General features: G+C 64.9%; 20 protein-coding genes and 1 riboswitch. Of the genes, 5 read left to right on the top strand and 15 right to left on the bottom strand.

Annotation, left to right across the window (positions count from 1 at the left end):
* Position 1: 1 nt before the first annotated feature.
* Both EYV96_RS08790 and thiL read right to left on the bottom strand, forming a co-directional pair.
* Positions 2-508 (bottom strand): phosphatidylglycerophosphatase A family protein, encoded by a 507-nt coding sequence (locus EYV96_RS08790; RefSeq protein ID WP_131151048.1) that lies wholly within the window; start codon positions 506-508, stop codon positions 2-4.
* Positions 505-1,464, bottom strand: coding sequence for a thiamine-phosphate kinase (gene thiL / locus EYV96_RS08795; RefSeq protein ID WP_131151049.1), 960 nt, complete (start codon positions 1,462-1,464; stop codon positions 505-507). The genes EYV96_RS08790 and thiL overlap by 4 nt, the downstream gene beginning before the upstream one ends.
* A gap of 135 nt (positions 1,465-1,599) precedes the next feature.
* On the opposite strand from thiL, the gene EYV96_RS08800 reads away from it, so the two are divergent.
* Complete coding sequence (locus tag EYV96_RS08800) at positions 1,600-2,070, top strand: nuclear transport factor 2 family protein (RefSeq protein ID WP_205746114.1); 471 nt, start codon at positions 1,600-1,602, stop codon at positions 2,068-2,070.
* Positions 2,071-2,197: 127 nt separating this feature from the next.
* Here the strand turns inward: EYV96_RS08800 and EYV96_RS08805 are convergent, their stop codons facing one another.
* The 12 genes from EYV96_RS08805 to glyA form a co-directional block, all read right to left on the bottom strand.
* Positions 2,198-2,746 (bottom strand): GNAT family N-acetyltransferase, encoded by a 549-nt coding sequence (locus tag EYV96_RS08805; RefSeq protein ID WP_240732380.1) that lies wholly within the window; start codon positions 2,744-2,746, stop codon positions 2,198-2,200.
* Complete coding sequence (gene nusB, locus EYV96_RS08810; RefSeq protein ID WP_131151050.1) at positions 2,743-3,189, bottom strand: transcription antitermination factor NusB; 447 nt, start codon at positions 3,187-3,189, stop codon at positions 2,743-2,745. Before nusB ends, EYV96_RS08805 begins: the two co-directional genes overlap by 4 nt.
* Complete coding sequence (gene ribH / locus EYV96_RS08815) at positions 3,189-3,650, bottom strand: 6,7-dimethyl-8-ribityllumazine synthase (protein WP_425478730.1); 462 nt, start codon at positions 3,648-3,650, stop codon at positions 3,189-3,191. Before ribH ends, nusB begins: the two co-directional genes overlap by 1 nt.
* Before the next feature lie 47 nt (positions 3,651-3,697).
* Positions 3,698-4,663, bottom strand: coding sequence for a muramoyltetrapeptide carboxypeptidase (ldcA, locus tag EYV96_RS08820; RefSeq protein WP_131151052.1), 966 nt, complete (start codon positions 4,661-4,663; stop codon positions 3,698-3,700).
* Positions 4,664-4,742: 79 nt separating this feature from the next.
* Positions 4,743-5,834 (bottom strand): bifunctional 3,4-dihydroxy-2-butanone-4-phosphate synthase/GTP cyclohydrolase II, encoded by a 1,092-nt coding sequence (gene ribBA, locus EYV96_RS08825; protein ID WP_131151053.1) that lies wholly within the window; start codon positions 5,832-5,834, stop codon positions 4,743-4,745.
* A gap of 49 nt (positions 5,835-5,883) precedes the next feature.
* Complete coding sequence (locus tag EYV96_RS08830; protein WP_131151054.1) at positions 5,884-6,525, bottom strand: riboflavin synthase; 642 nt, start codon at positions 6,523-6,525, stop codon at positions 5,884-5,886.
* Between the two features lie 132 nt (positions 6,526-6,657).
* Positions 6,658-6,844: riboswitch (FMN riboswitch) on the bottom strand.
* 105 nt (positions 6,845-6,949) lie between these two features.
* A complete protein-coding gene (locus EYV96_RS08835) occupies positions 6,950-7,954 on the bottom strand; it encodes a Gfo/Idh/MocA family protein (protein ID WP_131151055.1) in 1,005 nt (334 codons plus the stop codon).
* Positions 7,951-8,805: a phytanoyl-CoA dioxygenase family protein gene (locus tag EYV96_RS08840; RefSeq protein WP_165488633.1), complete on the bottom strand. Its 855-nt coding sequence runs from the start codon at positions 8,803-8,805 to the stop codon at positions 7,951-7,953. The genes EYV96_RS08835 and EYV96_RS08840 overlap by 4 nt, the downstream gene beginning before the upstream one ends.
* Positions 8,806-8,904: 99 nt before the next feature.
* Positions 8,905-9,999: a bifunctional diaminohydroxyphosphoribosylaminopyrimidine deaminase/5-amino-6-(5-phosphoribosylamino)uracil reductase RibD gene (ribD, locus tag EYV96_RS08845; RefSeq protein WP_240732381.1), complete on the bottom strand. Its 1,095-nt coding sequence runs from the start codon at positions 9,997-9,999 to the stop codon at positions 8,905-8,907.
* Positions 10,000-10,043: 44 nt separating this feature from the next.
* Positions 10,044-10,559, bottom strand: coding sequence for a transcriptional regulator NrdR (gene nrdR, locus EYV96_RS08850; protein WP_131151057.1), 516 nt, complete (start codon positions 10,557-10,559; stop codon positions 10,044-10,046).
* 4 nt (positions 10,560-10,563) lie between these two features.
* Positions 10,564-11,088, bottom strand: coding sequence for a hypothetical protein (locus EYV96_RS08855; RefSeq protein ID WP_131151058.1), 525 nt, complete (start codon positions 11,086-11,088; stop codon positions 10,564-10,566).
* Positions 11,081-12,334: a serine hydroxymethyltransferase gene (gene glyA / locus EYV96_RS08860; RefSeq protein WP_131151059.1), complete on the bottom strand. Its 1,254-nt coding sequence runs from the start codon at positions 12,332-12,334 to the stop codon at positions 11,081-11,083. Before glyA ends, EYV96_RS08855 begins: the two co-directional genes overlap by 8 nt.
* Before the next feature lie 143 nt (positions 12,335-12,477).
* Between glyA and EYV96_RS08865 the strand changes: the two genes are divergently transcribed.
* Both EYV96_RS08865 and EYV96_RS08870 read left to right on the top strand, forming a co-directional pair.
* The gene (locus EYV96_RS08865; RefSeq protein ID WP_240732382.1) at positions 12,478-13,545 is read left to right on the top strand and encodes an alpha/beta hydrolase family protein; all 1,068 of its coding nucleotides are present in this window, start codon (positions 12,478-12,480) and stop codon (positions 13,543-13,545) included.
* A 1-nt stretch (position 13,546) separates the two neighbouring features.
* Positions 13,547-14,146, top strand: a complete 600-nt coding sequence (locus EYV96_RS08870) for a TetR/AcrR family transcriptional regulator (RefSeq protein WP_131151060.1) — start codon at positions 13,547-13,549, stop codon at positions 14,144-14,146.
* A gap of 5 nt (positions 14,147-14,151) precedes the next feature.
* Here the strand turns inward: EYV96_RS08870 and EYV96_RS08875 are convergent, their stop codons facing one another.
* Entirely contained in the window at positions 14,152-14,994 is an 843-nt protein-coding gene (locus EYV96_RS08875) for a DUF817 domain-containing protein (RefSeq protein WP_240732383.1), read from the bottom strand.
* Between the two features lie 233 nt (positions 14,995-15,227).
* Here EYV96_RS08875 and ettA point away from each other — a divergent pair, with 233 nt between their 5' ends.
* Complete coding sequence (gene ettA / locus EYV96_RS08880) at positions 15,228-16,889, top strand: energy-dependent translational throttle protein EttA (RefSeq protein WP_131151062.1); 1,662 nt, start codon at positions 15,228-15,230, stop codon at positions 16,887-16,889.
* A 101-nt stretch (positions 16,890-16,990) separates the two neighbouring features.
* Positions 16,991-17,803, top strand: a complete 813-nt coding sequence (pyrF, locus tag EYV96_RS08885) for an orotidine-5'-phosphate decarboxylase (RefSeq protein WP_131151063.1) — start codon at positions 16,991-16,993, stop codon at positions 17,801-17,803.
* Positions 17,804-17,814: the final 11 nt, after the last annotated feature.

The raw sequence follows: 17,814 nt of genomic DNA on the forward strand, positions 1-17,814 counted from the left end.
CTTACGTCCCCGCGAAAACCGCGCCAAGGATCGCCAGCACGATCGCGGCGAAAACACCTGCGACAACGTCATCCACCATCACGCCCAGTCCGCCTTTGAGGCGTCGGTCCAGCCAACTGATCGGCCACGGCTTGGCGACATCGAACAGGCGAAACAGCGCGAAGCCCGCGATCACCATCCACCAGGGCGCCAGCATCGCGGGAATCAGTGCGATCCAGAGTCCGACGAATTCATCCCAGACCAGCGAACGGTGATCGTCGACGCCCAGCGCGCGGCCAGCGACGGTGCAGGCCCAGACGCCGATGGCAAAGGCCACGACGAGGACCAGCACATACACCGGCAGCGACAGATGCCGCAGCAGCAGCCACGGCAGCAGGGCCGCGAGCGAACCAAACGTGCCCTGCGCCTTGGGCGTCAGGCCGGAACCGAAGCCGCAGGCAAGCCATCCGGCGGGGGAAGAAAGCAGGATGCGTCGCTGCTCGGCGGTGAGGATTTTCTTGTCGGTCATGCGGCGAAATGATCCCAGCCCTTGCGCGAGATCGCCATGGGTTCGCCGTTGGCGTCCAGCACCTGCACACCTGCCCCTTCGACCATGCGACCAATCCGCGTGGCGCCACAACCGATACGCGCCAGGTCGGCCTGAACGTCCGCAACGCGGTTGGCCGGAACCGTAAAGCACAATTCGTAGTCGTCGCCGCCGGTCAGCGCGAACATGCGCGCCTGCTCGTCATCAAACATCGCGAGCATGGATGGAGACAGCGGCAACAGGCCGGCGTCAATGTGTGCGCCGAGTCCGCTCGCTTCGGCGACGTGCCCCAGATCAGCGATCAGGCCGTCGGACACGTCAAGGCAGGCGGAGGCCTGGCCTCGCAATGCCAAGCCCGCCGACAGGCGTGGCGTCGGACGATTGAGACGCCCGATCAGCGCCGCCTCGTGTTCACCTCGCTGCAGCAGGTGCAGCCCCGCCGCCGCATCGCCGAGGGTTCCGGTAACCAGCACGATGTCGCCAGCCCGCGCACCGCTGCGCGTCAGCGCCTGCCCCGGCGGAACGAAGCCGTGCACGGCAACGCTCAGGCACAAAGGCCCGCTGGTGGTGTCGCCACCCACCAGGGCAAGGCGCCATGACTGCGCCAGTTCGAAGAAACCCGTGGCCAGGCCGTCGACGAAGTCCGCCGTCACCGCAGCGTCATTGCGCGGCATGGTCAGCGCCAGCAGCGCCCAGGCTGGCGTCGCGCCCATGGCCGCGAGGTCGGAGAGGTTCACCGCCAGCGCCTTCCAGCCGATGTCTTCCGGCGATGTACCCCGCGGAAAGTGGACGCCTTCGACCATGGTGTCGATGGCCACCACCAGCTCCTGCCCCGCTGGCACCGCCAATACGGCCGCATCGTCGCCAATGCCCAGTTTCACGTCGTCGCGCTGCTGGGCCGTGTGCGCGCGAATGCGGTCGATCAGACGAAATTCCATAGCTCGCAAGCAGACCACCTGCCCGGGGCTTACGCAAGCCGATGGCCGCCGAACACCCCGCCCATTAGTCATGGCTGTGGCAGGCCCGGCGTCTACCTAGAATCGCGGGACCATCTGACACGCCTGGAGTCGATCATGAATCGTCGTGCCGTTCGCCGCTCGTTGCTGACCCTGGGTGCTTGCGCCGCGCTGGCCTGCGCTGCCTTGCCCGTTGCCGCCGCGACGCCGGAAGAACAGGCCGTGCTCGCGCCATTCCAGGCCCTGCTCGATGGCATCGGCAAACGCGATCACAACATGATGCGCGCGGCTTTGCTGCCGGGCGGCATGATCACGCTCAAGCGCGCGGACAAGATTTCGCAGCTTCACTTCGATGCGTTCATCGACCGCATTCCCACGACCGGCACGCAGCAGCTGGCCGAGCGCATCCACGATCCGCTGATCCGTATTGATGACGACATCGCCATCATCTGGGCGCCGTATGAGTTCCTGGTGGATGGCAAGGTCGACCATTGCGGCACCGACATCGCGCATCTGGTGAAGCGTGACGGCAAGTGGCTGGTTGCCGGCATCGCCGATAACCAGCATGCGACGTGCGCCGGGAAGTGATGCAAGGTAGCAAGCAGGACCGGATGATGGGCATGCGCCCGCAATCCCCATGACTCGAAGCACGTGAAGTGCAAACCGCACCTGACCCAATCGTCATGCCTGCGCAGGCATGACGATGCGGGGGGAACTACGCCCGCCGATAAACGCCGATCGGGCTGCCGTGGTAAGTCGTATCCACCCACTTGGCAAAACCGGCTTTCTCCGCAACGCGGATCGAAGGCGCATTTTCCGGCGCGATGATGCACACGGCGTTGAGCTCTGGCAGATGTTCGCGCGACCACGACGTCGCTGCATTCACAGCCTCGCTGGCGTAGCCCTGGCCGTGCGCCCACGGCGCCAGCACCCAGCCGAATTCCAGCATGCCGCGCAGCGAAGGCTCGATGTCCCGGCGCAGGTCGGCATGGCCGACGTCACCCACGTAGCGACCGCTGCTCTTTTCTTCGACGGCCCAGTAGCCGTAGCCGAGCATGCCCCACATGCCCAGCGAGCGGAGCATGCGGTCCCATACCTGTTCGGTGGTTTGCGGCACGCCGCCGATGAAGCGGGTGACCGCGGGATCGGACCACGTCGCATAACACGCGTCGTAGTCGTCGATTCGGTGAGCGCGAAGGCGCAGGCGTTCGGTCTCAAGGACCGGCACATGTGCCGTGATCGCGTCCACCAGGGCTTGATTCAAGCCTTTTTCTCCGCCGTGCGCAGATGCGTGGCGAGTTTATCCAGCACGCCGTTGACATAGCTGTGGCCGTGATCGGCGCCGAACCGCTTGGTCACTTCGATGGCCTCGTTGATGATCACGCGGTACGGCACGTCGGGGCGGTACTTCAGCTCGTAAGCGGCCAGGCGCAGCGCCGCGCGTTCGATCGGGTCGATCTGGCCGACGTCACGATCGACGAAGGGCTTGAGCGCGTCATCGAGCTGTTCGACATGGCGCTCGACGCCGTGCAGCAGATCCTCGAAATACTCCAGGTCGGCCACTTCCATGTCCTGCTCGTGGCGGAACTGGTCGATGACCGCATTCATGTGGCTGCCGCTCATCTGCCACGCGTACAGCGCCTGCAGGGCGCGGCGGCGGGCGCGCGAGCGCGCGGCCAGGTCGATGCCTTCCGGACGCTGGTTCATCACAGCTTCCCGTACAAGTTGACCATCTCCAAAGCGGCGATGGCGGCGTCGGCGCCCTTGTTGCCGGCCTTGGTGCCGGAGCGCTCGATCGCCTGTTCGATGTTGTCGGTGGTCAGAACGCCAAACGCGACCGGCACGCCGGATGCGTACGCCGCCTGGGCCAGGCCCTTGGCGCACTCGCCGGCGACGTAGTCGAAATGCGGCGTGGAACCGCGGATGACGGCGCCCAGCGCAATCACGGCAGCATAGTTGCCGGTGTTGGCCACCTTGTGCGCGGCCAGCGCGATTTCCCAGGCACCCGGCACGCGGATGAGGTCGATATCGCTTTCCTTCACGCCGTGGCGCACCAGTGCATCACGGGCGCCGGCAACGAGCGGCTCGACGACAAAGCCGTTGAATCGGCCGGCGACGATGGCGAAACGGCCCTTGGGCGTGGCGAAATCGCCTTCGATGATCTTCATGGTCATGGGTATCCTTCGATGGGCCGGGCCCATGGGGGCCGGCTATTTTACGTGATTTCGGGGAGCCTGCCCGGATCCGGCCGCACCACGCTCGCTGGCAGGTGCGGATAGCCCGAAAAACTCAGTTCGGCCGACCCGCCAGCCACCCGCAGGCGCGCCTGGGCCCCGAATGGCAGGGTCAGCTTGTCCGGCTCGTGCCCCCAGGGCAGCCCGTGCACCACCGGCACGCGGGTTTCGCGCGCCAGTTGGGCGAAGGCTTCCGGCAGGTCGTAGCCGTTGTCGTAATGGGCGGGGCGGCAGTGCGTGAAGTGGCCCAGCAGCAGGGCCTGCTGGCGATCGAGAACCCCGGACAGCTTGAGTTGGTACAGCAGGCGCTCGATGCGGAACGGTGGCTCGCCGATGTCCTCGACGTACAGGATGCCGCCATCGATGCGCGGGAAATACGGCGTACCGATCAGGCTGCACAGGACGGCGAGATTGCCACCCCACAGCGGGCCCTCGACGTCGACCTGCTGCTCGCCGGTCGTCCAGCGTGCCGTCGATGTGGGCTGCCCGAGGGTGCGCCAGCAATGCTCCCACATGAAGCCATGAAGCTCAGGACGACCAAAGTCCGCGCCGAGCATCGGGCCGCCGAAGGTGATCGGGGCGCCGCCCAGCGCATGGAGGGCGAGCTGGATGGCAGTGAAGTCGCTGTGCCCCATCAGCAAGGTGCCGGATTCGCGCAGGCGGGCACCCAGTGCGGCCCAGTCGACGTGTTCCAGCAGCCGCGTAGCGCCGTAACCACCGCGCACGGCCATGGCCAGATGCGGCGGGTGTTCGTCGCGCGCCAGGGCGTTGAGTTCAGCGGCCCGCTCGGCGTCGCTACCGGCAAAACGGAGCTCGGTGCGATCCAGCGCCTCCTTCCCTTCGACTGCGCCTCCCGCTGCCTCCAGGCGCGCCATGCCACGCGCCATGGCGGCGCGATCGTGGGGGTAACCGGAGGGGGCGATCAGTCGTATGCGCAAGGGGTCCATGAGCTCGATCGTGGTCGACAGGTGGCGGTCATTATGTGGCCTGCCGCATGGCGTGCGGCTGGCCATTCACGGCCAGCGATCAGACGTACCCGACCACTTCCAGACCGAAGCCGGCCAGTCCCACCAGCTTGCGCGGCGTGCCCAGCACCTGCAGGCGATGGATGCCCAGGTCAGCCAGGATCTGCGCGCCCAGGCCAAGCTGACGCCATTCCTGCTGCTGCGCCTCTTCCGGGGCGACATTGGCCGGTTCGCGGCTCAGGCGGCGCAACAGCGCATCCGCCGTGTCCTCACCCGAAAGGACAATCATCACGCCGCGCTCCTCATCGGCGATGCGACGCAGGGCCGCCGTCACCGTGAGGCCAAGATCGTCGCGCTGGAGGTGCAAGACATCGGACAAGGTGTTGCGCACATGCACGCGCGTCAGCACCGGCGCGCCATCATTGACCTTCCCGCGCACCAGCGCGAAATGCAGGCCCTGGTGGATCGCATCGCGATAGGCCACCAGGCGGAACGGCCCGAATTCGGTCTCCACCTGCTCCTCGTGCACGCGCTGCACGGTTTTCTCGTTCTGCAGGCGATAGCGGATCAGGTCGGCGATGGTGCCGATCTTCAGTCCGTGCTTGGCGGCGAACACTTCCAGTTCGGGGCGGCGCGCCATCGAGCCGTCTTCGTGCAGGATTTCGATCAGCACGGCCGACGGTTCGAGTCCGGCCAATGCAGCAAGGTCGCAACCGGCCTCGGTATGGCCGGCCCGGGTGAGCACGCCGCCAGACTGCGCCGTCAGCGGAAAAATGTGCCCCGGCTGCGCCAGATCTTTCGGCTTGGCATCCGACTTCACCGCCACCTGGATCGTACGCGCGCGATCGTGGGCGGAGATGCCGGTGGTGACGCCTTCTGCCGCTTCGATCGAAACGGTGAAGTTGGTGTGGTACGACGAAGTGTTGTCACTGACCATCGGACGCAGGCCCAACTGGCGCGTGCGTTGCTCGGTCAACGTGAGGCACACCAGGCCGCGCGCTTCGCGCACCATGAAGTTGATGTCTTCCGGGCGCACCATCTGCGCCGCCATGATCAGATCGCCCTCGTTCTCACGATCTTCATCGTCGAGAATCACCACCATGCGACCGGCACGGATGTCTTCGAGGATTTCGGGAATGGTGTTGAATGCCATGAGAGGATTCCAGTACTCGTAATCTTATGATTCGATGGCCATTTGCGGCCTACGCAAAACCATGCTGTTTCAGGAACGCTTCGTCAATGCGAGGCGCCTGACCGTTGCCCATCAGTCGCTCGATGTAGCGCGCGACAACGTCCACTTCGATGTTCACCGGATCACCTGCGCGACGCGCATGGAACGCTGTGTGTTCCACGGTGTGGGGGATAAGGTTCACACCGAAGCGATGGCCATCGACTTCATTCACCGTGAGGCTGGTGCCGTCGATGCAGATGGAGCCTTTGTGCGCGATGTAACGCGACAACGCAGCCGGCACTTCGAACGTCCATCGCAACGAGCGGCCGTCTGGCGCGATCGACACGACTTTGCCGACGCCATCGACGTGGCCAGACACCAGGTGTCCGCCCAACCGGTCAGCCAGGCGCAAGGCTTTTTCCAGGTTCACCGGATCGCCCGGCTTGTGCTTGCCCAGCGTGGTCAGCGACAGGGTTTCGTTGGAAACGTCGGCGCTGAAGCCTCGCGCCTCCAGCGTCACCGCCGTCAGGCACACGCCCGAGACAGCGATGCTGTCGCCCAACTGCACGTCAGCGAGATCGAGGTCGGCGGTGTCGACATACAGGCGGACGTCGCCGCCACGGCTTTCCAGTCGCGCGATGCGACCGACCGATTGAATGATGCCCGTGAACATCAGCGCACCTCCGCAAGGAAGGAGGTCAGGCCAAACAGGATTGGAGTCATCATGAAACGTTTCCCGCAGTGAAAAGCCAGCGAAAAACGCCCCAAGGCGCATGGCACGCGCACTCCACGAGGGAGGGCGCCGTACCGTCTTCTCTCATCCGGACTTTCTGGAAGCTGCCACCAGCTTCCAACCGTCGGCTCCGGCATCTGACCGGATCTGCTGACCCTTCACCGGGTGGCGAAGGCGCTCGCGGGCTCGTGTCCGTGCGGCTAGCGCCGCCTTTTCACCTACCGCCGGTGGGGAATCGCACCCCGCCCTGAAGACGTTGATTCAAATGTTGCCGGGGTCACCGGCCTGCCGATTCTATCAGTTTCCGGCCAGGGCGCTCCGACGCGCTGTCCACCCAGCCGGACACTGCGTTGCCGTATCCGCCTCAGGGCTGGCCCGTTTGGGCGCGCCAGACATGGAGCACCCGGTCCATGACCCACGTGGTCCGGGCGCCGGTTTCGGCTGTCGAGGGACAGACCCCCGCCGTTCCCGTCAGTTCGGCCACGATGGTTTCGATCAGCGGCTGCTGGATATGCGGGGGGTTGGCTACGGCGAAGGTTTGCACACCCTGCCTGGTCTCCAGGGTGATCGGACCGTCGCCGAAGGTCGCAAACGCCAGCCGCCCTTCATCGCCGACCAGCTCGATGCTGTCGTGGTATTTGAAACTGTCGAAATTCCACACGCCGGTGCCGAGCACGCCGCTTTCGAATCCGAATGACATGGCCACCGTATCTTCGGGCGGATAGGCGCCAAGCTGGTTGCTCGCCTGCCCTTCCACCTGGGTGATGGGCCCCAGCAGCCAGTCGAGGATATCGAGCGTGTGGCAGCCGATATCCATGAACACACCGCCACCGGAAATAGACGTCTGCACGTGCCAGGGCAGATTCGCCGGATCGTGGTAACGCCGATGGTGCGGCTCGTGCAGCACGACGTTGACGATGCGCGGCTTACCGATCGCACCGGCCTGCAATAGTTCACGCACTTTGTGGAAGCGCGGCAGCATGCGGCGGTAGTACGCGACGAATACCGGCACGCCCGCCTCGCGACCGGCGCGGATGATGTCCTCGCATTCCGCATGGTTCATCGCCATGGGTTTTTCGACGTACACGGGCTTGCCTGCCGCAATGGCCATAAGCGCGTACTGCTTATGCGTCGACGGCGGTGTCGCAACGTACACGGCATCGACGTCCGCATCGTTGATCAGAGCCGCCGCATCGTCGTACCAGCGCGGCACGCCATGGCGCTCGGCATAGTCTTTCGCCTTGGCGCCATCGCGGCGCATCACGGCCACCAGTTGCGAACGGGGCGCCTTCTGGAAGCCCGGCCCGCTTTTCACTTCGGTCACGTTGCCGCAACCGACAATGCCCCAGCGCACTGTTTTTCCGTTCATTGGGTGACGAACTCCCGCGTGATGAATTGCTGGTGCCATGCGTGGTACTCGTCGACTTCCGGATACCTCGCACGCTCGTCGATGTGCTCGCGCAAAGCGGCGCGCACGGAGGGCGACAAGTGCGCCAGATACTCGTCGGTGTACTCGCGATGATCGAGCACGCCGAAGTGACAGGTCGGCGCGTGCTCGCGCGAGTGAAAGCCAAGATGGATCGTGATGCGCTTGTCCTGCAACACGCCACCAAAGCCTCGATGCACGGCGTAATTGTTGTAGAACACAGCCTGCCCCGGCTGCAGCACCAGCTGCATGCCCTCGTCAAGCTCCGCGCCCACGGGCGCGATGCGAGGGTCGTTACCGAAGATGCTGCGTTCCTGCGCATTGAGCGGGCGACGGTGACTGCCGGGCACGATCCACAGGCAGGGATCGACGGTGAGCGGCACGTTCACCTGCACGTAGTTGTAGTGGTAGTCCGGGGTGAACCACGCCGGATCGATCCGGTCGTCGGGCACCTGCATCAGGTCGCGATGCCAGCCCTGCCGGTAGTCGACGCCCGCCTCCGCATAAAACAGCGAAGCGCCATCGATGACGATCCTTTCGCCCAGCAAGCCGGCAGCGATGGCTCGCAAGCCGTCATGACAGATCACGTCCTGGATGGCCCTGACATCCCTGCCGGGTTGCAGGAACTGCAGGTTCATCATGCGGCCGGCATTCGGGCGGGCACGATGGGCCGCTTCGACGGCTTCGATATAGCGCGCCACGGTATCCGCATCGATCACATCCCGGACGAGATAGCCCAGGTCGCGAAACTGCGTGAGCTCGGTCGTGGAGAGTGGCGTGTGCAGGTGGGTCACGGCGGCGGGCAAAGGTGTGCGAGATGCCTATTCTCGTCCTTCTCCCGGGCAGGGAGAAGGTGGCCAGGACAGCTTCCCTGCCCTTCCCGGAAAAAGCCGTCAGGCCTGACGCATAACCAGCCGAAGGTCCTGCCCCACCATCCGCTGATCCGTCACGCGCATGTCCCATCGTTGCGACATATCTGACAGCGTCGGCAGATGCATCAGCGGCCGGGCATCGTCGCCGAGGAACATCGGGGCCAGGTAGAGCACCACTTCGTCCACCAGGCCATCCGCCAGCAGCGCACCGCAAAGCGTCGGCCCCGCTTCGACGTGCACTTCGTTACAACCGCGCGACCCCAGCCATGCCATGACACGCCTCAGGTCCATGCGCCCAGCCAGCGTCGCCAGCGCCACGCGCTCATGGCCCTGCAAATGCGATGGCGCGTCGATGCCCTCGTCATGGATCAACACGGTGGGCGCCGCGTCGTCCAGCACATGGTGACCAGCCGGCGTGCGCAGCAACCGGTCCAGCACCACCCGCGTCGGTGGCGCAAAGGACGCGCCGTCCCGGAGGCGGACCGTCAACCGGGGGTCATCGGCCAGCACGGTGCCACTGCCCGTCAGGATCGCGGAACTGCGCGCCCGCCAGCGCTGCACGTCGTCGCGTGCGGCTTCTCCGGTAATCCACTGGGATTTGCCGTTGGATAGTGCGGTGCGTCCGTCCAGGCTCATGGCCAGCTTCACGCGCAACCAGGGTCGTCCGCGTTCAATGCGACTGAAGAAACCGAGGTTGAGTTCGCGCGCGGCATCGCGCAGCAGGCCGCTTTCGACAACGATGCCCGCATCGCGCAGTTTGGCCATGCCGCGACCGGCGACCTGCGGAAAAGGATCTTCCGCGGCGACGACAACACGTCCGACACCCGCTGCGACAAGGGCATCCGCACAGGGCGGCGTTCGGCCATGGTGGGCGCAGGGCTCGAGCGTGACGTAGGCCGTGGCGCCACGCGCCTGTTCGCCCGCCGCGCGCAAGGCATGCACTTCGGCGTGGGGCTCGCCGGCACGAAGGTGGAAGCCTTCGCCGACCACCCGCTCACCCTGGGCAATGACGCAACCCACCCGGGGATTCGGCTGCGTGGTGAAGAGGCCCCGCCCGGCCAGCCGCAGGGCGCGGGCCATCAGGGCATGATCGGTGGCGTCAAACGGGGAATTCATCGCGCAACCCAGGGCCAAGGCGGCCGACAGTCTACGCGACGCGCTTACTTCTTGCGGCGCGCCGCGGCTTCACCGAGCAGGGACAGCTGCAGAGACTCGAGGCCCGGCAAGTCACGCTCGAGCTTCTCGATTTCTTCGCGAAACGCCTGGACGTCCTCGAATTTCCGATAGACCGAGGCGAAACGGACGTAGGCGACCTGGTCCAGTTTCTTCAGCTCGCGCATGACCAACTCACCCACCTGGCGCGACGGGACTTCGCGGTCACCGCATTTGCGCAGGTCGTTGATGATGGTGCGCACGGCCAGGTCGACTTCGTCGCTGGAGACTGGGCGCTTCTGCAATGCGCGATCGAAGCTCACGCGCAGCTTGCGCTCGTCGAAGGCCTCGCGGCGTTCGGCGCTCTTGACGATGGTCGGGAGCTTGAGCTCGGCGGTTTCGAAGGTGTTGAAGCGCTCCCCGCACTGGGGGCATTCACGGCGGCGACGCACGGTCGAGCCGTCCTCGGCCAGGCGGGAATCGATGACGCGGGTATCTTCGTGCTGACAAAACGGACAATGCATGGGGCTAAACAGTACGTCGCCGCGCGGAAAAACGCATCCATGCCAGGAGAGGCAGGAACAGCAAGGACCACAGGATCGTCAGCGCATGCTTCAGGACGAACCGCTGCCAGAAGCCTTCCGGCAACGGCATACCCAGTCCGTCCTGGCTGGTGGAATAGGCCATCCCGGCCATCATCACCACATAGACCACCATAGCCAATGGGCCAAAGAGCCCCGCCACCAGCAGTCCCTTCCACCGGGCGGTCAGCCAATGGAACCCCTTGCGCCAGTAGCCCAAAGTCAGGCCCGTCGCCAGAACGGCCGACGGCAGCATCACCAGACCCACCAGGACGGTCAGCGCCGCCCAGGAGAACAGAGACATCGCGGGGTCGGCCTGAAACTTGATGATGCCCGTTGATTCGGCAAGGAAGTAAACCGAAAGCCCCGTGAACACGGCCGACCACATCACCAACGGAACCAGGTAGCCCACCGCCAAAAGCGCGAAGGCTACCTTGCTCCAGCCACGGAGACCCGTGGCGCTATCAGCCATACACCGGGTACTTGCGGCACTGCGCCGTGACCAGGTCACGCACGCGGGCGATCACCGCCTCGTCCTTCGGGTTGTCCAGCACATCGCAGATCCAGCCGGTCAGCTCGACCACGTCGGCTTCCTTGTAGCCACGCGTGGTGACGGCCGGTGTACCGACGCGAAGGCCCGAGGTGACGAAGGGCTTGCGCGGATCGTTCGGCACCGCGTTCTTGTTGACCGTGATGTGGGCGCGGCCGAGGGCCTCTTCCGCTTCCTTGCCGGTGACATCACGACCGATCAGGTCGACCAGCATCAGGTGGTTTTCGGTGCCACCGGAGACGATCTTGTAGCCGCGGTCGATGAAGGTCTTGGCCATGGCCTTGGCGTTCTTCACGACCTGGGTCTGGTAATCCTTGAACGCCGGCTCCAGTGCTTCCTTGAAAGCCACCGCCTTGGCGGCGATGACGTGCATCAGCGGACCGCCCTGGATGCCCGGGAACACGATCGACTGCAGCTTCTTCTCGATCTCTTCGCCAGCGTCCTTGGCCACGATGATGCCGCCGCGCGGACCGCGCAGGGTCTTGTGCGTGGTCGAGGTCACCACGTGCGCGTGCGGCACCGGGTTCGGGTACACGCCTGCGGCGATCAGGCCGGCAACGTGGGCCATGTCGACGAACAGGTAGGCACCGACCTTGTCGGCGATGGCGCGGAAGCGCGCCCAGTCCATCACCTGCGAATAGGCGCTGAAACCGGCAACGATCATCTTCGGCTTGTGCTCAAGCGCCAGGCGCTCGACTTCGTCGTAATCAACCAGGCCCTGCTCGTTCACGCCGTACTGCACGGCCTTGAGCAGCTTGCCGGAGATGTTGACCGACGCGCCGTGGGTCAGGTGGCCGCCGTGCGCCAGGCTCATGCCCAGGATGGTGTCGCCCGGCTGCAGCAGCGCGAAGTACACCGCCTGGTTGGCCTGCGAACCGGAGTGCGGCTGCACGTTGGCGTAGGTGGCGCCGAAGAGCTCCTTGAGGCGGTCGATGGCCAGCTTCTCGGCCACGTCCACGTACTCGCAACCGCCGTAGTAGCGCTTGCCCGGGTAACCCTCGGCGTACTTGTTGGTCAGCACGCTGCCCTGCGCTTCCATCACGCGCGGGCTGGCGTAGTTCTCCGAGGCGATCAGTTCAACGTGGTCCTCCTGGCGACGGGCTTCGTTGGCAATGGCCTGGGCCAGTTCATCGTCGTAACCGGCAATCGTCTCGTTCTTGGGGAACATCCTGACCTCGTAGGGGGCGGAAGAAGGGGCTGGAACCCAAAAGTGTAGCTGCCATGTGGTATGGGGGCCACCTTGGAGGCACTTGCAGAGGCATTGCGTACATCGTACCGTACGTTGCACGACATCCCCGAAAGGAACTGCGCATGACCCGGTCCGGCCTGCTGTACCGCCTCACCCTGTTCCTGGCCTTGTGGCTTCCCCTCGTCGCATCGGCCGGCGCCATCACGGGTGTCGGCATCGCGCCGATCAAGATCCCCGATCCGGTCAGCGGCGAGACCACCGATGGCTTCGTGTTCTATCCCTCGGCCACGCCGGTCGGGAAGCTCAATCAGATCGGGCCCTATGACGTGTCGGCCAATTTCGGCACGCCCGCCCTGCCCGGCGCCAAACCCCTGGTCGTCATTTCACACGGCAACGGCGGTTCACGCCTGGGCCACCACGACATGGCGACCTACCTGGCCAGTCGCGGCTTCATCGTCGCCACGCTCAACCATCCGAAGGACGACTTCGAAGACACCAGCGGCGTCGGTCATATCGAGGTGCTGGCCGGTCGTCCGGTGCAGGTGCGCGCCACGATCTCGATGCTGCTGGCCGACCCGCGCTGGCAGAAGCTGATCGACCCGAACCGCGTGGGCGTCGCCGGCTTTTCCGCCGGTGGCTACACCAGCCTGATGGTGGTCGGCGCGATGCCGCGCTTCGATCGTTTCGTCAGCTACTGCGAGGCGCATGCGGACGATGCCAACATCTGCGGCAAGGTCGGCGAGTTGCGCGCCGAAGCGGCCCAATCAGGCCGTTCGCTGCTGCAATACGCCCAGGGCATGCAGGCGGAGCTTGACAAGTACGGCCCCACCGCCGATCCGCGCGTCAAGGCGGCGTTCGTGATGGCACCGCTCAGCCTGATCTTCGACGAGCACGCCTTCGACAAGGTCACCGCCCCGATCTATCTCTACTACGGCCAGCACGACAGCGTGCTGAAGCCGGCATTCAATGCGCGCCATATCCAGCCGCTCATCAAGCAGCTTTACGCGGTCAAGGAAATCCCCAACGCCGATCACTGGGTTTTCCTCGTGCCCTGCACGCCGGACCTGATCAAGGACATTCCGGTGCTGTGCGCGGATCCCAAAGGCGTCGACCGCGTGCAATGGCACGACCAGATCAACGAAGACGCGTTCAACTTCTTCCGCAAAACGCTCAAGGTGGAAGCGCACTGACATGCCCCGCGCGCTCAGCGAACTGGAAACCGAAGCCTTCCGCGAACGCATGTGCGAAGCGGCGGCGCGGATCTATGTGGAGGAAGGCCCGGCTGCGGTAACGATGCGCCGGCTGGCGGGCGAGCTGGGTGTCGGCACCATGACGCCCTACCGCTACTTCGACAACAAGGAAGACATCATCACGGCCGTGCGAACTCGCGGCCTGAATCGTTGCTCCGAAGCCCTGGAGCGCGCGCTCGATTCGCCGGGCGATGGCCGCACGCGAAGCCGCGCCGTGCGCGACGCTTACATCCAGTTCGCACGCCATAACGTGGCAACGTACCGCCTGATGTTCGAGTTTCCGCAGACGCGACGCGACGACCCCGCCTATCGCGTAGCGTTCGAGCGCATGTGGGCGACGATTGCCGCGCACGTCGAAGTAATGATCGCCGAAGGTGTGCTGGAAGCCGACGCACCCATCCTCGGCCATCAGATCTGGGCGGCCTTGCATGGTGCGGTCATGCTCGAAATCGCCGGCATGCTTCCCGAAGGCTACGACGCCGCATCGCTGCACACGCGCACGGCCGGAACGCTTTTCGACGCAGCCAAGCCCAGGACCTGAAACCGCTACCTCCTGCTCCGGCGTATCCCCGACACCAGCACGTAGCTGATGATCATCAGCAACAACCACGCGCCCAGCTTGCTCAGGGGCACCACCGACCATCCGTGACGCTGCGCCGGATAACGCCAGGCGGCGGCAAACGTCCCGACGTTCTCGGCCAGCCAGATGAAAAGCGCCACCAGGACAAAGCCCAGCAGCAACGGCATGCGTCGGTGCACGTGTCGAATGCGGTAGTACACCCAGGTCCGCCCGAACAGAACCGCCAGCGCCACAAACAGCAGCCCGCGCATGTCCGGCAAGAAATGATGGGTGAAGAAGTTCACATAGATCGCGACGGCCAACCACGCGGTCGCCGCGAACGGCGGATGGTGCGTGAAGCGGAAATCGAACAGTCGCCAGGCCCGTGCGATATAGCTGCCCACCGCGCCGTACATGAACCCGGTGAAAAGCGGCACGCCACCGATGCGCAACACCGAGGCCTCCGGATACACCCAGGACCCCATCGCCGTCTTGAAGATCTCCATGATCGTGCCGACGACGTGGAAGCAGAAAATGACCCTGGCCTCTTCGACCGTCTCCAAACCCAGTGCGATCAGGCCCACTTGCAGCCCGAGGGCGGCAAGCACCAGGAAGTCGTAGCGCGCCAGCCAGGCGTCATCCGGGTACCAGACCCAGGTCGCCAGCAACAGGAAAAGCAGGCAGCCACCGAACAGGCAGGCCCGTGCCTGGCGGATGCCGAAACAGACGAACTCGTGCAGGAAGACCGCCCAGCGGCCTTGCCCTGCGGCCCATCCGGCCACACGTTCGTCCAGGGCCACCACCGGCGCCAGCCAGCGCGACGTGCTCACCCATAACGCTCCCGCCATCGTTCCCGCTCCCCGCCATCGAAGGTCCGCAGCGTGCGACCCGGGCCGGGCAAGGCCATGCCCTGTTGAGGCTGATTGCGGGCGGAACGGCCGCCAATTCGGGGCATGGACGTCACCGGAGCGACCCCACAAACGGCTATAATGCAGGGTTTGATACCCATGCAAAGCGCCTGACCCGTCCGCGGGCCAGCCAAACGCACGCCTCCGGAGGCTCCATGCAGTACATCTACACCATGAACGGGGTCAGCAAGATCGTTCCCCCGAAGCGCCATATCATCAAGGACATCTCCCTGTCCTTCTTCCCCGGCGCCAAGATCGGTCTGCTGGGCGTGAACGGCGCGGGCAAGTCCACGGTGCTGCGCATCATGGCTGGCGTCGACAAGGATTTTCAGGGTGAAGCCCGCCCGCAGCCGGGCGTCAAGATCGGTTACCTGGCGCAGGAGCCGGATCTGAACCCGGAGAAGACCGTCCGCGAAGCGGTGGAAGAAGGCGTGTCCGTCATTCTGGATGCCCAGAAGCGCCTCGAAGAGGTCTATGCCGCCTACGGTGAAGAAGGCGCGGACTTCGACAAGCTCGCCGCCGAGCAGCAGGAGCTGGAAAACATCCTCGCCGTGAACGACGCCCACGCGCTCGAGCGCCAGCTCGAAGTGGCCGCCGACGCGCTGCGCCTGCCGCCGTGGGACGCCAAGATCGGGCCGCTGTCCGGTGGTGAGAAGCGCCGCGTGGCGCTGTGCCGCCTGCTGCTGTCCAAGCCGGACATGCTGCTGCTCGACGAACCGACCAACCATCTGGACGCCGAGTCGGTGGACTGGCTGGAGCAGTTCCTCTCGAACTACCCGGGCACCGTCGTGGCCGTCACCCATGACCGCTACTTCCTCGACAACGCCGCCGAGTGGATCCTCGAGCTCGATCGCGGTCGCGGCATTCCGTGGAAGGGCAACTACACCGAGTGGCTGGAACAGAAGGACGCCCGCCTCAAGCAGGAAGCCTCGCAGGAAAAGTCCCGCCAAAAGGCCATCGAAAAGGAACTGGAGTGGGTGCGCTCGGCCGCCAAGGGCCGTCAGTCGAAGGGCAAGGCGCGCCTCAACCGTTTCGAGGAGCTGAACTCGGTCGAGTACCAGCGTCGCAACGAAACCAATGAAATCTTCATTCCGCCGGGCGAGCGCCTGGGCCAGGAAGTGATCGAGTTCAAGAACGTCACCAAGTCGTTCGGCGATCGCGTGCTGATCGAAGACCTGTCGTTCAAGATCCCGCCGGGCGCCATTGTCGGCGTGATCGGCCCGAACGGTGCCGGTAAATCCACGTTCATGAAGATGATCATGGGCAAGGAGCAGGCCGATTCGGGCGAAGTGAAGCTGGGCCACACGGTCAAGCTCGCCTATGTCGACCAGTCGCGTGACGCGCTCGATCCGAAGAACAACGTGTGGCAGGAAGTGTCCGGCGGTTCGGACATCCTGACCATCGGCACCTTCGAGATCCAGTCGCGCGCCTACATCGGCCGCTTCAACTTCAAGGGCACCGACCAGCAGAAGATCGTTGGCCAGCTGTCCGGTGGTGAACGCGGTCGCCTGCACATGGCCAAGACCCTGCTGCAGGGTGGCAACGTGCTGCTGCTCGACGAACCGTCAAACGACCTTGACGTCGAAACCTTGCGCGCCCTGGAAGACGCGCTGCTCGAGTTCCCGGGCTGCGCCGTGGTCATTTCGCATGATCGCTGGTTCCTGGACCGCATCGCCACGCACATCATCGCGTTCGAAGGCGACTCGCACGTCGAATTCTTCCCCGGCAACTACAACGAGTACGAAGCCGACAAGAAGCGCCGCCTGGGCGACGAAGCGTCCAAGCCGCACCGCGTGAAGTACAAGAAGCTGGCGTAAGCCCGCACCCTCCGACTCCCTTCCCTTCGGGGAAGGGAGTCGGAGCGAACGATCAAGCTGTCTTTCAAACTCGCGAGCCCGCGGCACCAAGGAGCCCACCCATGCACTTCATGAACTCCCTGCAAGCCGCCTGGCAGCGCAACCATTCACTGGTGTGCGTCGGCCTCGATCCGGAGCCTGCGAAGTTTCCCGCGCATCTGAAAAACCGCGCCGACGCCGTCTTCGAATTCTGCGCCGCCATCGTCGACGCTACCGCCGACGTCGTATGCACTTACAAGCCGCAGATCGCACACTTCGCCGCGCTGCGTGCGGAAGAGGCGCTCGAGCGCCTGGTCGCGCACATCCACGCCAGGCATCCGAGCATCCCGGTGATTCTCGACGCCAAGCGTGGCGACATCGGCAGCACGGCCCAGCATTACGTCACCGAAGCTTTCGATCGTTTCCAGGCGGATGCGGTCACGCTCAACCCTTACCTGGGTCGCGACTCCATCCAGCCGTTCCTGGACCGGGCCGACAAGGGCGTGATCCTGCTGTGCCGCACGTCCAACCCGGGCGGCGCCGATTTCCAGGCGCTCGATTGCGGCGGTGAACCGCTCTACCTGCGCGTCGCCGAGACCGTCGCGCGCGACTGGAACACGCATGGCAACTGCGCGCTGGTGACCGGCGCCACGTGGCCGGAAGAGCTGGGCAAGGTGCGCGCCGTCGTCGGCGACATGCCCCTGCTCGTCCCGGGCATCGGTGCCCAGGGTGGCGACGTGGAAGCGGTGCTCAAGCACGGCCGCAGCGCCGACGGCACGGGCCTGATGATCAGTTCCTCGCGCGCCATTCTTTACGCCGGCAACGGCGAGGATTTCGCCGCGCGCGCACGCGATGCGGCCATCGAACTTCGCGATACGATCAATCGCTTCCGCTAGGCGAAGAGGTC

This window comes from Dyella terrae (assembly GCF_004322705.1).
In the GTDB taxonomy this organism is placed as follows: Bacteria; Pseudomonadota; Gammaproteobacteria; order Xanthomonadales; family Rhodanobacteraceae; genus Dyella_D; species Dyella_D terrae.

Bases quoted from the DNA above. Each gene is read 5' to 3' on its own strand.
- EYV96_RS08865 (WP_240732382.1), top strand. From the start codon at position 12,478: ATGACCCGGTCCGGCCTGCTGTACCGCCTCACCCTGTTCCTGGCCTTG.
- pyrF (WP_131151063.1), top strand. From the start codon at position 16,991: ATGCACTTCATGAACTCCCTGCAAGCCGCCTGGCAGCGCAACCATTCA.
- ribBA (WP_131151053.1), bottom strand. From the start codon at position 5,834: ATGGCATTCAACACCATTCCCGAAATCCTCGAAGACATCCGTGCCGGT.
- thiL (WP_131151049.1), bottom strand. From the start codon at position 1,464: ATGGAATTTCGTCTGATCGACCGCATTCGCGCGCACACGGCCCAGCAG.
- EYV96_RS08855 (WP_131151058.1), bottom strand. From the start codon at position 11,088: ATGGCTGATAGCGCCACGGGTCTCCGTGGCTGGAGCAAGGTAGCCTTC.
- nrdR (WP_131151057.1), bottom strand. From the start codon at position 10,559: ATGCATTGTCCGTTTTGTCAGCACGAAGATACCCGCGTCATCGATTCC.
- glyA (WP_131151059.1), bottom strand. From the start codon at position 12,334: ATGTTCCCCAAGAACGAGACGATTGCCGGTTACGACGATGAACTGGCC.
- ldcA (WP_131151052.1), bottom strand. From the start codon at position 4,663: ATGGACCCCTTGCGCATACGACTGATCGCCCCCTCCGGTTACCCCCAC.
- EYV96_RS08835 (WP_131151055.1), bottom strand. From the start codon at position 7,954: ATGAACGGAAAAACAGTGCGCTGGGGCATTGTCGGTTGCGGCAACGTG.
- ribD (WP_240732381.1), bottom strand. From the start codon at position 9,999: ATGAATTCCCCGTTTGACGCCACCGATCATGCCCTGATGGCCCGCGCC.
- ribH (WP_425478730.1), bottom strand. From the start codon at position 3,650: ATGAAGATCATCGAAGGCGATTTCGCCACGCCCAAGGGCCGTTTCGCC.
- ettA (WP_131151062.1), top strand. From the start codon at position 15,228: ATGCAGTACATCTACACCATGAACGGGGTCAGCAAGATCGTTCCCCCG.
- EYV96_RS08790 (WP_131151048.1), bottom strand. From the start codon at position 508: ATGACCGACAAGAAAATCCTCACCGCCGAGCAGCGACGCATCCTGCTT.
- EYV96_RS08870 (WP_131151060.1), top strand. From the start codon at position 13,547: ATGCCCCGCGCGCTCAGCGAACTGGAAACCGAAGCCTTCCGCGAACGC.
- nusB (WP_131151050.1), bottom strand. From the start codon at position 3,189: ATGAACCAGCGTCCGGAAGGCATCGACCTGGCCGCGCGCTCGCGCGCC.
- EYV96_RS08800 (WP_205746114.1), top strand. From the start codon at position 1,600: ATGAATCGTCGTGCCGTTCGCCGCTCGTTGCTGACCCTGGGTGCTTGC.
- EYV96_RS08830 (WP_131151054.1), bottom strand. From the start codon at position 6,525: ATGTTCACGGGCATCATTCAATCGGTCGGTCGCATCGCGCGACTGGAA.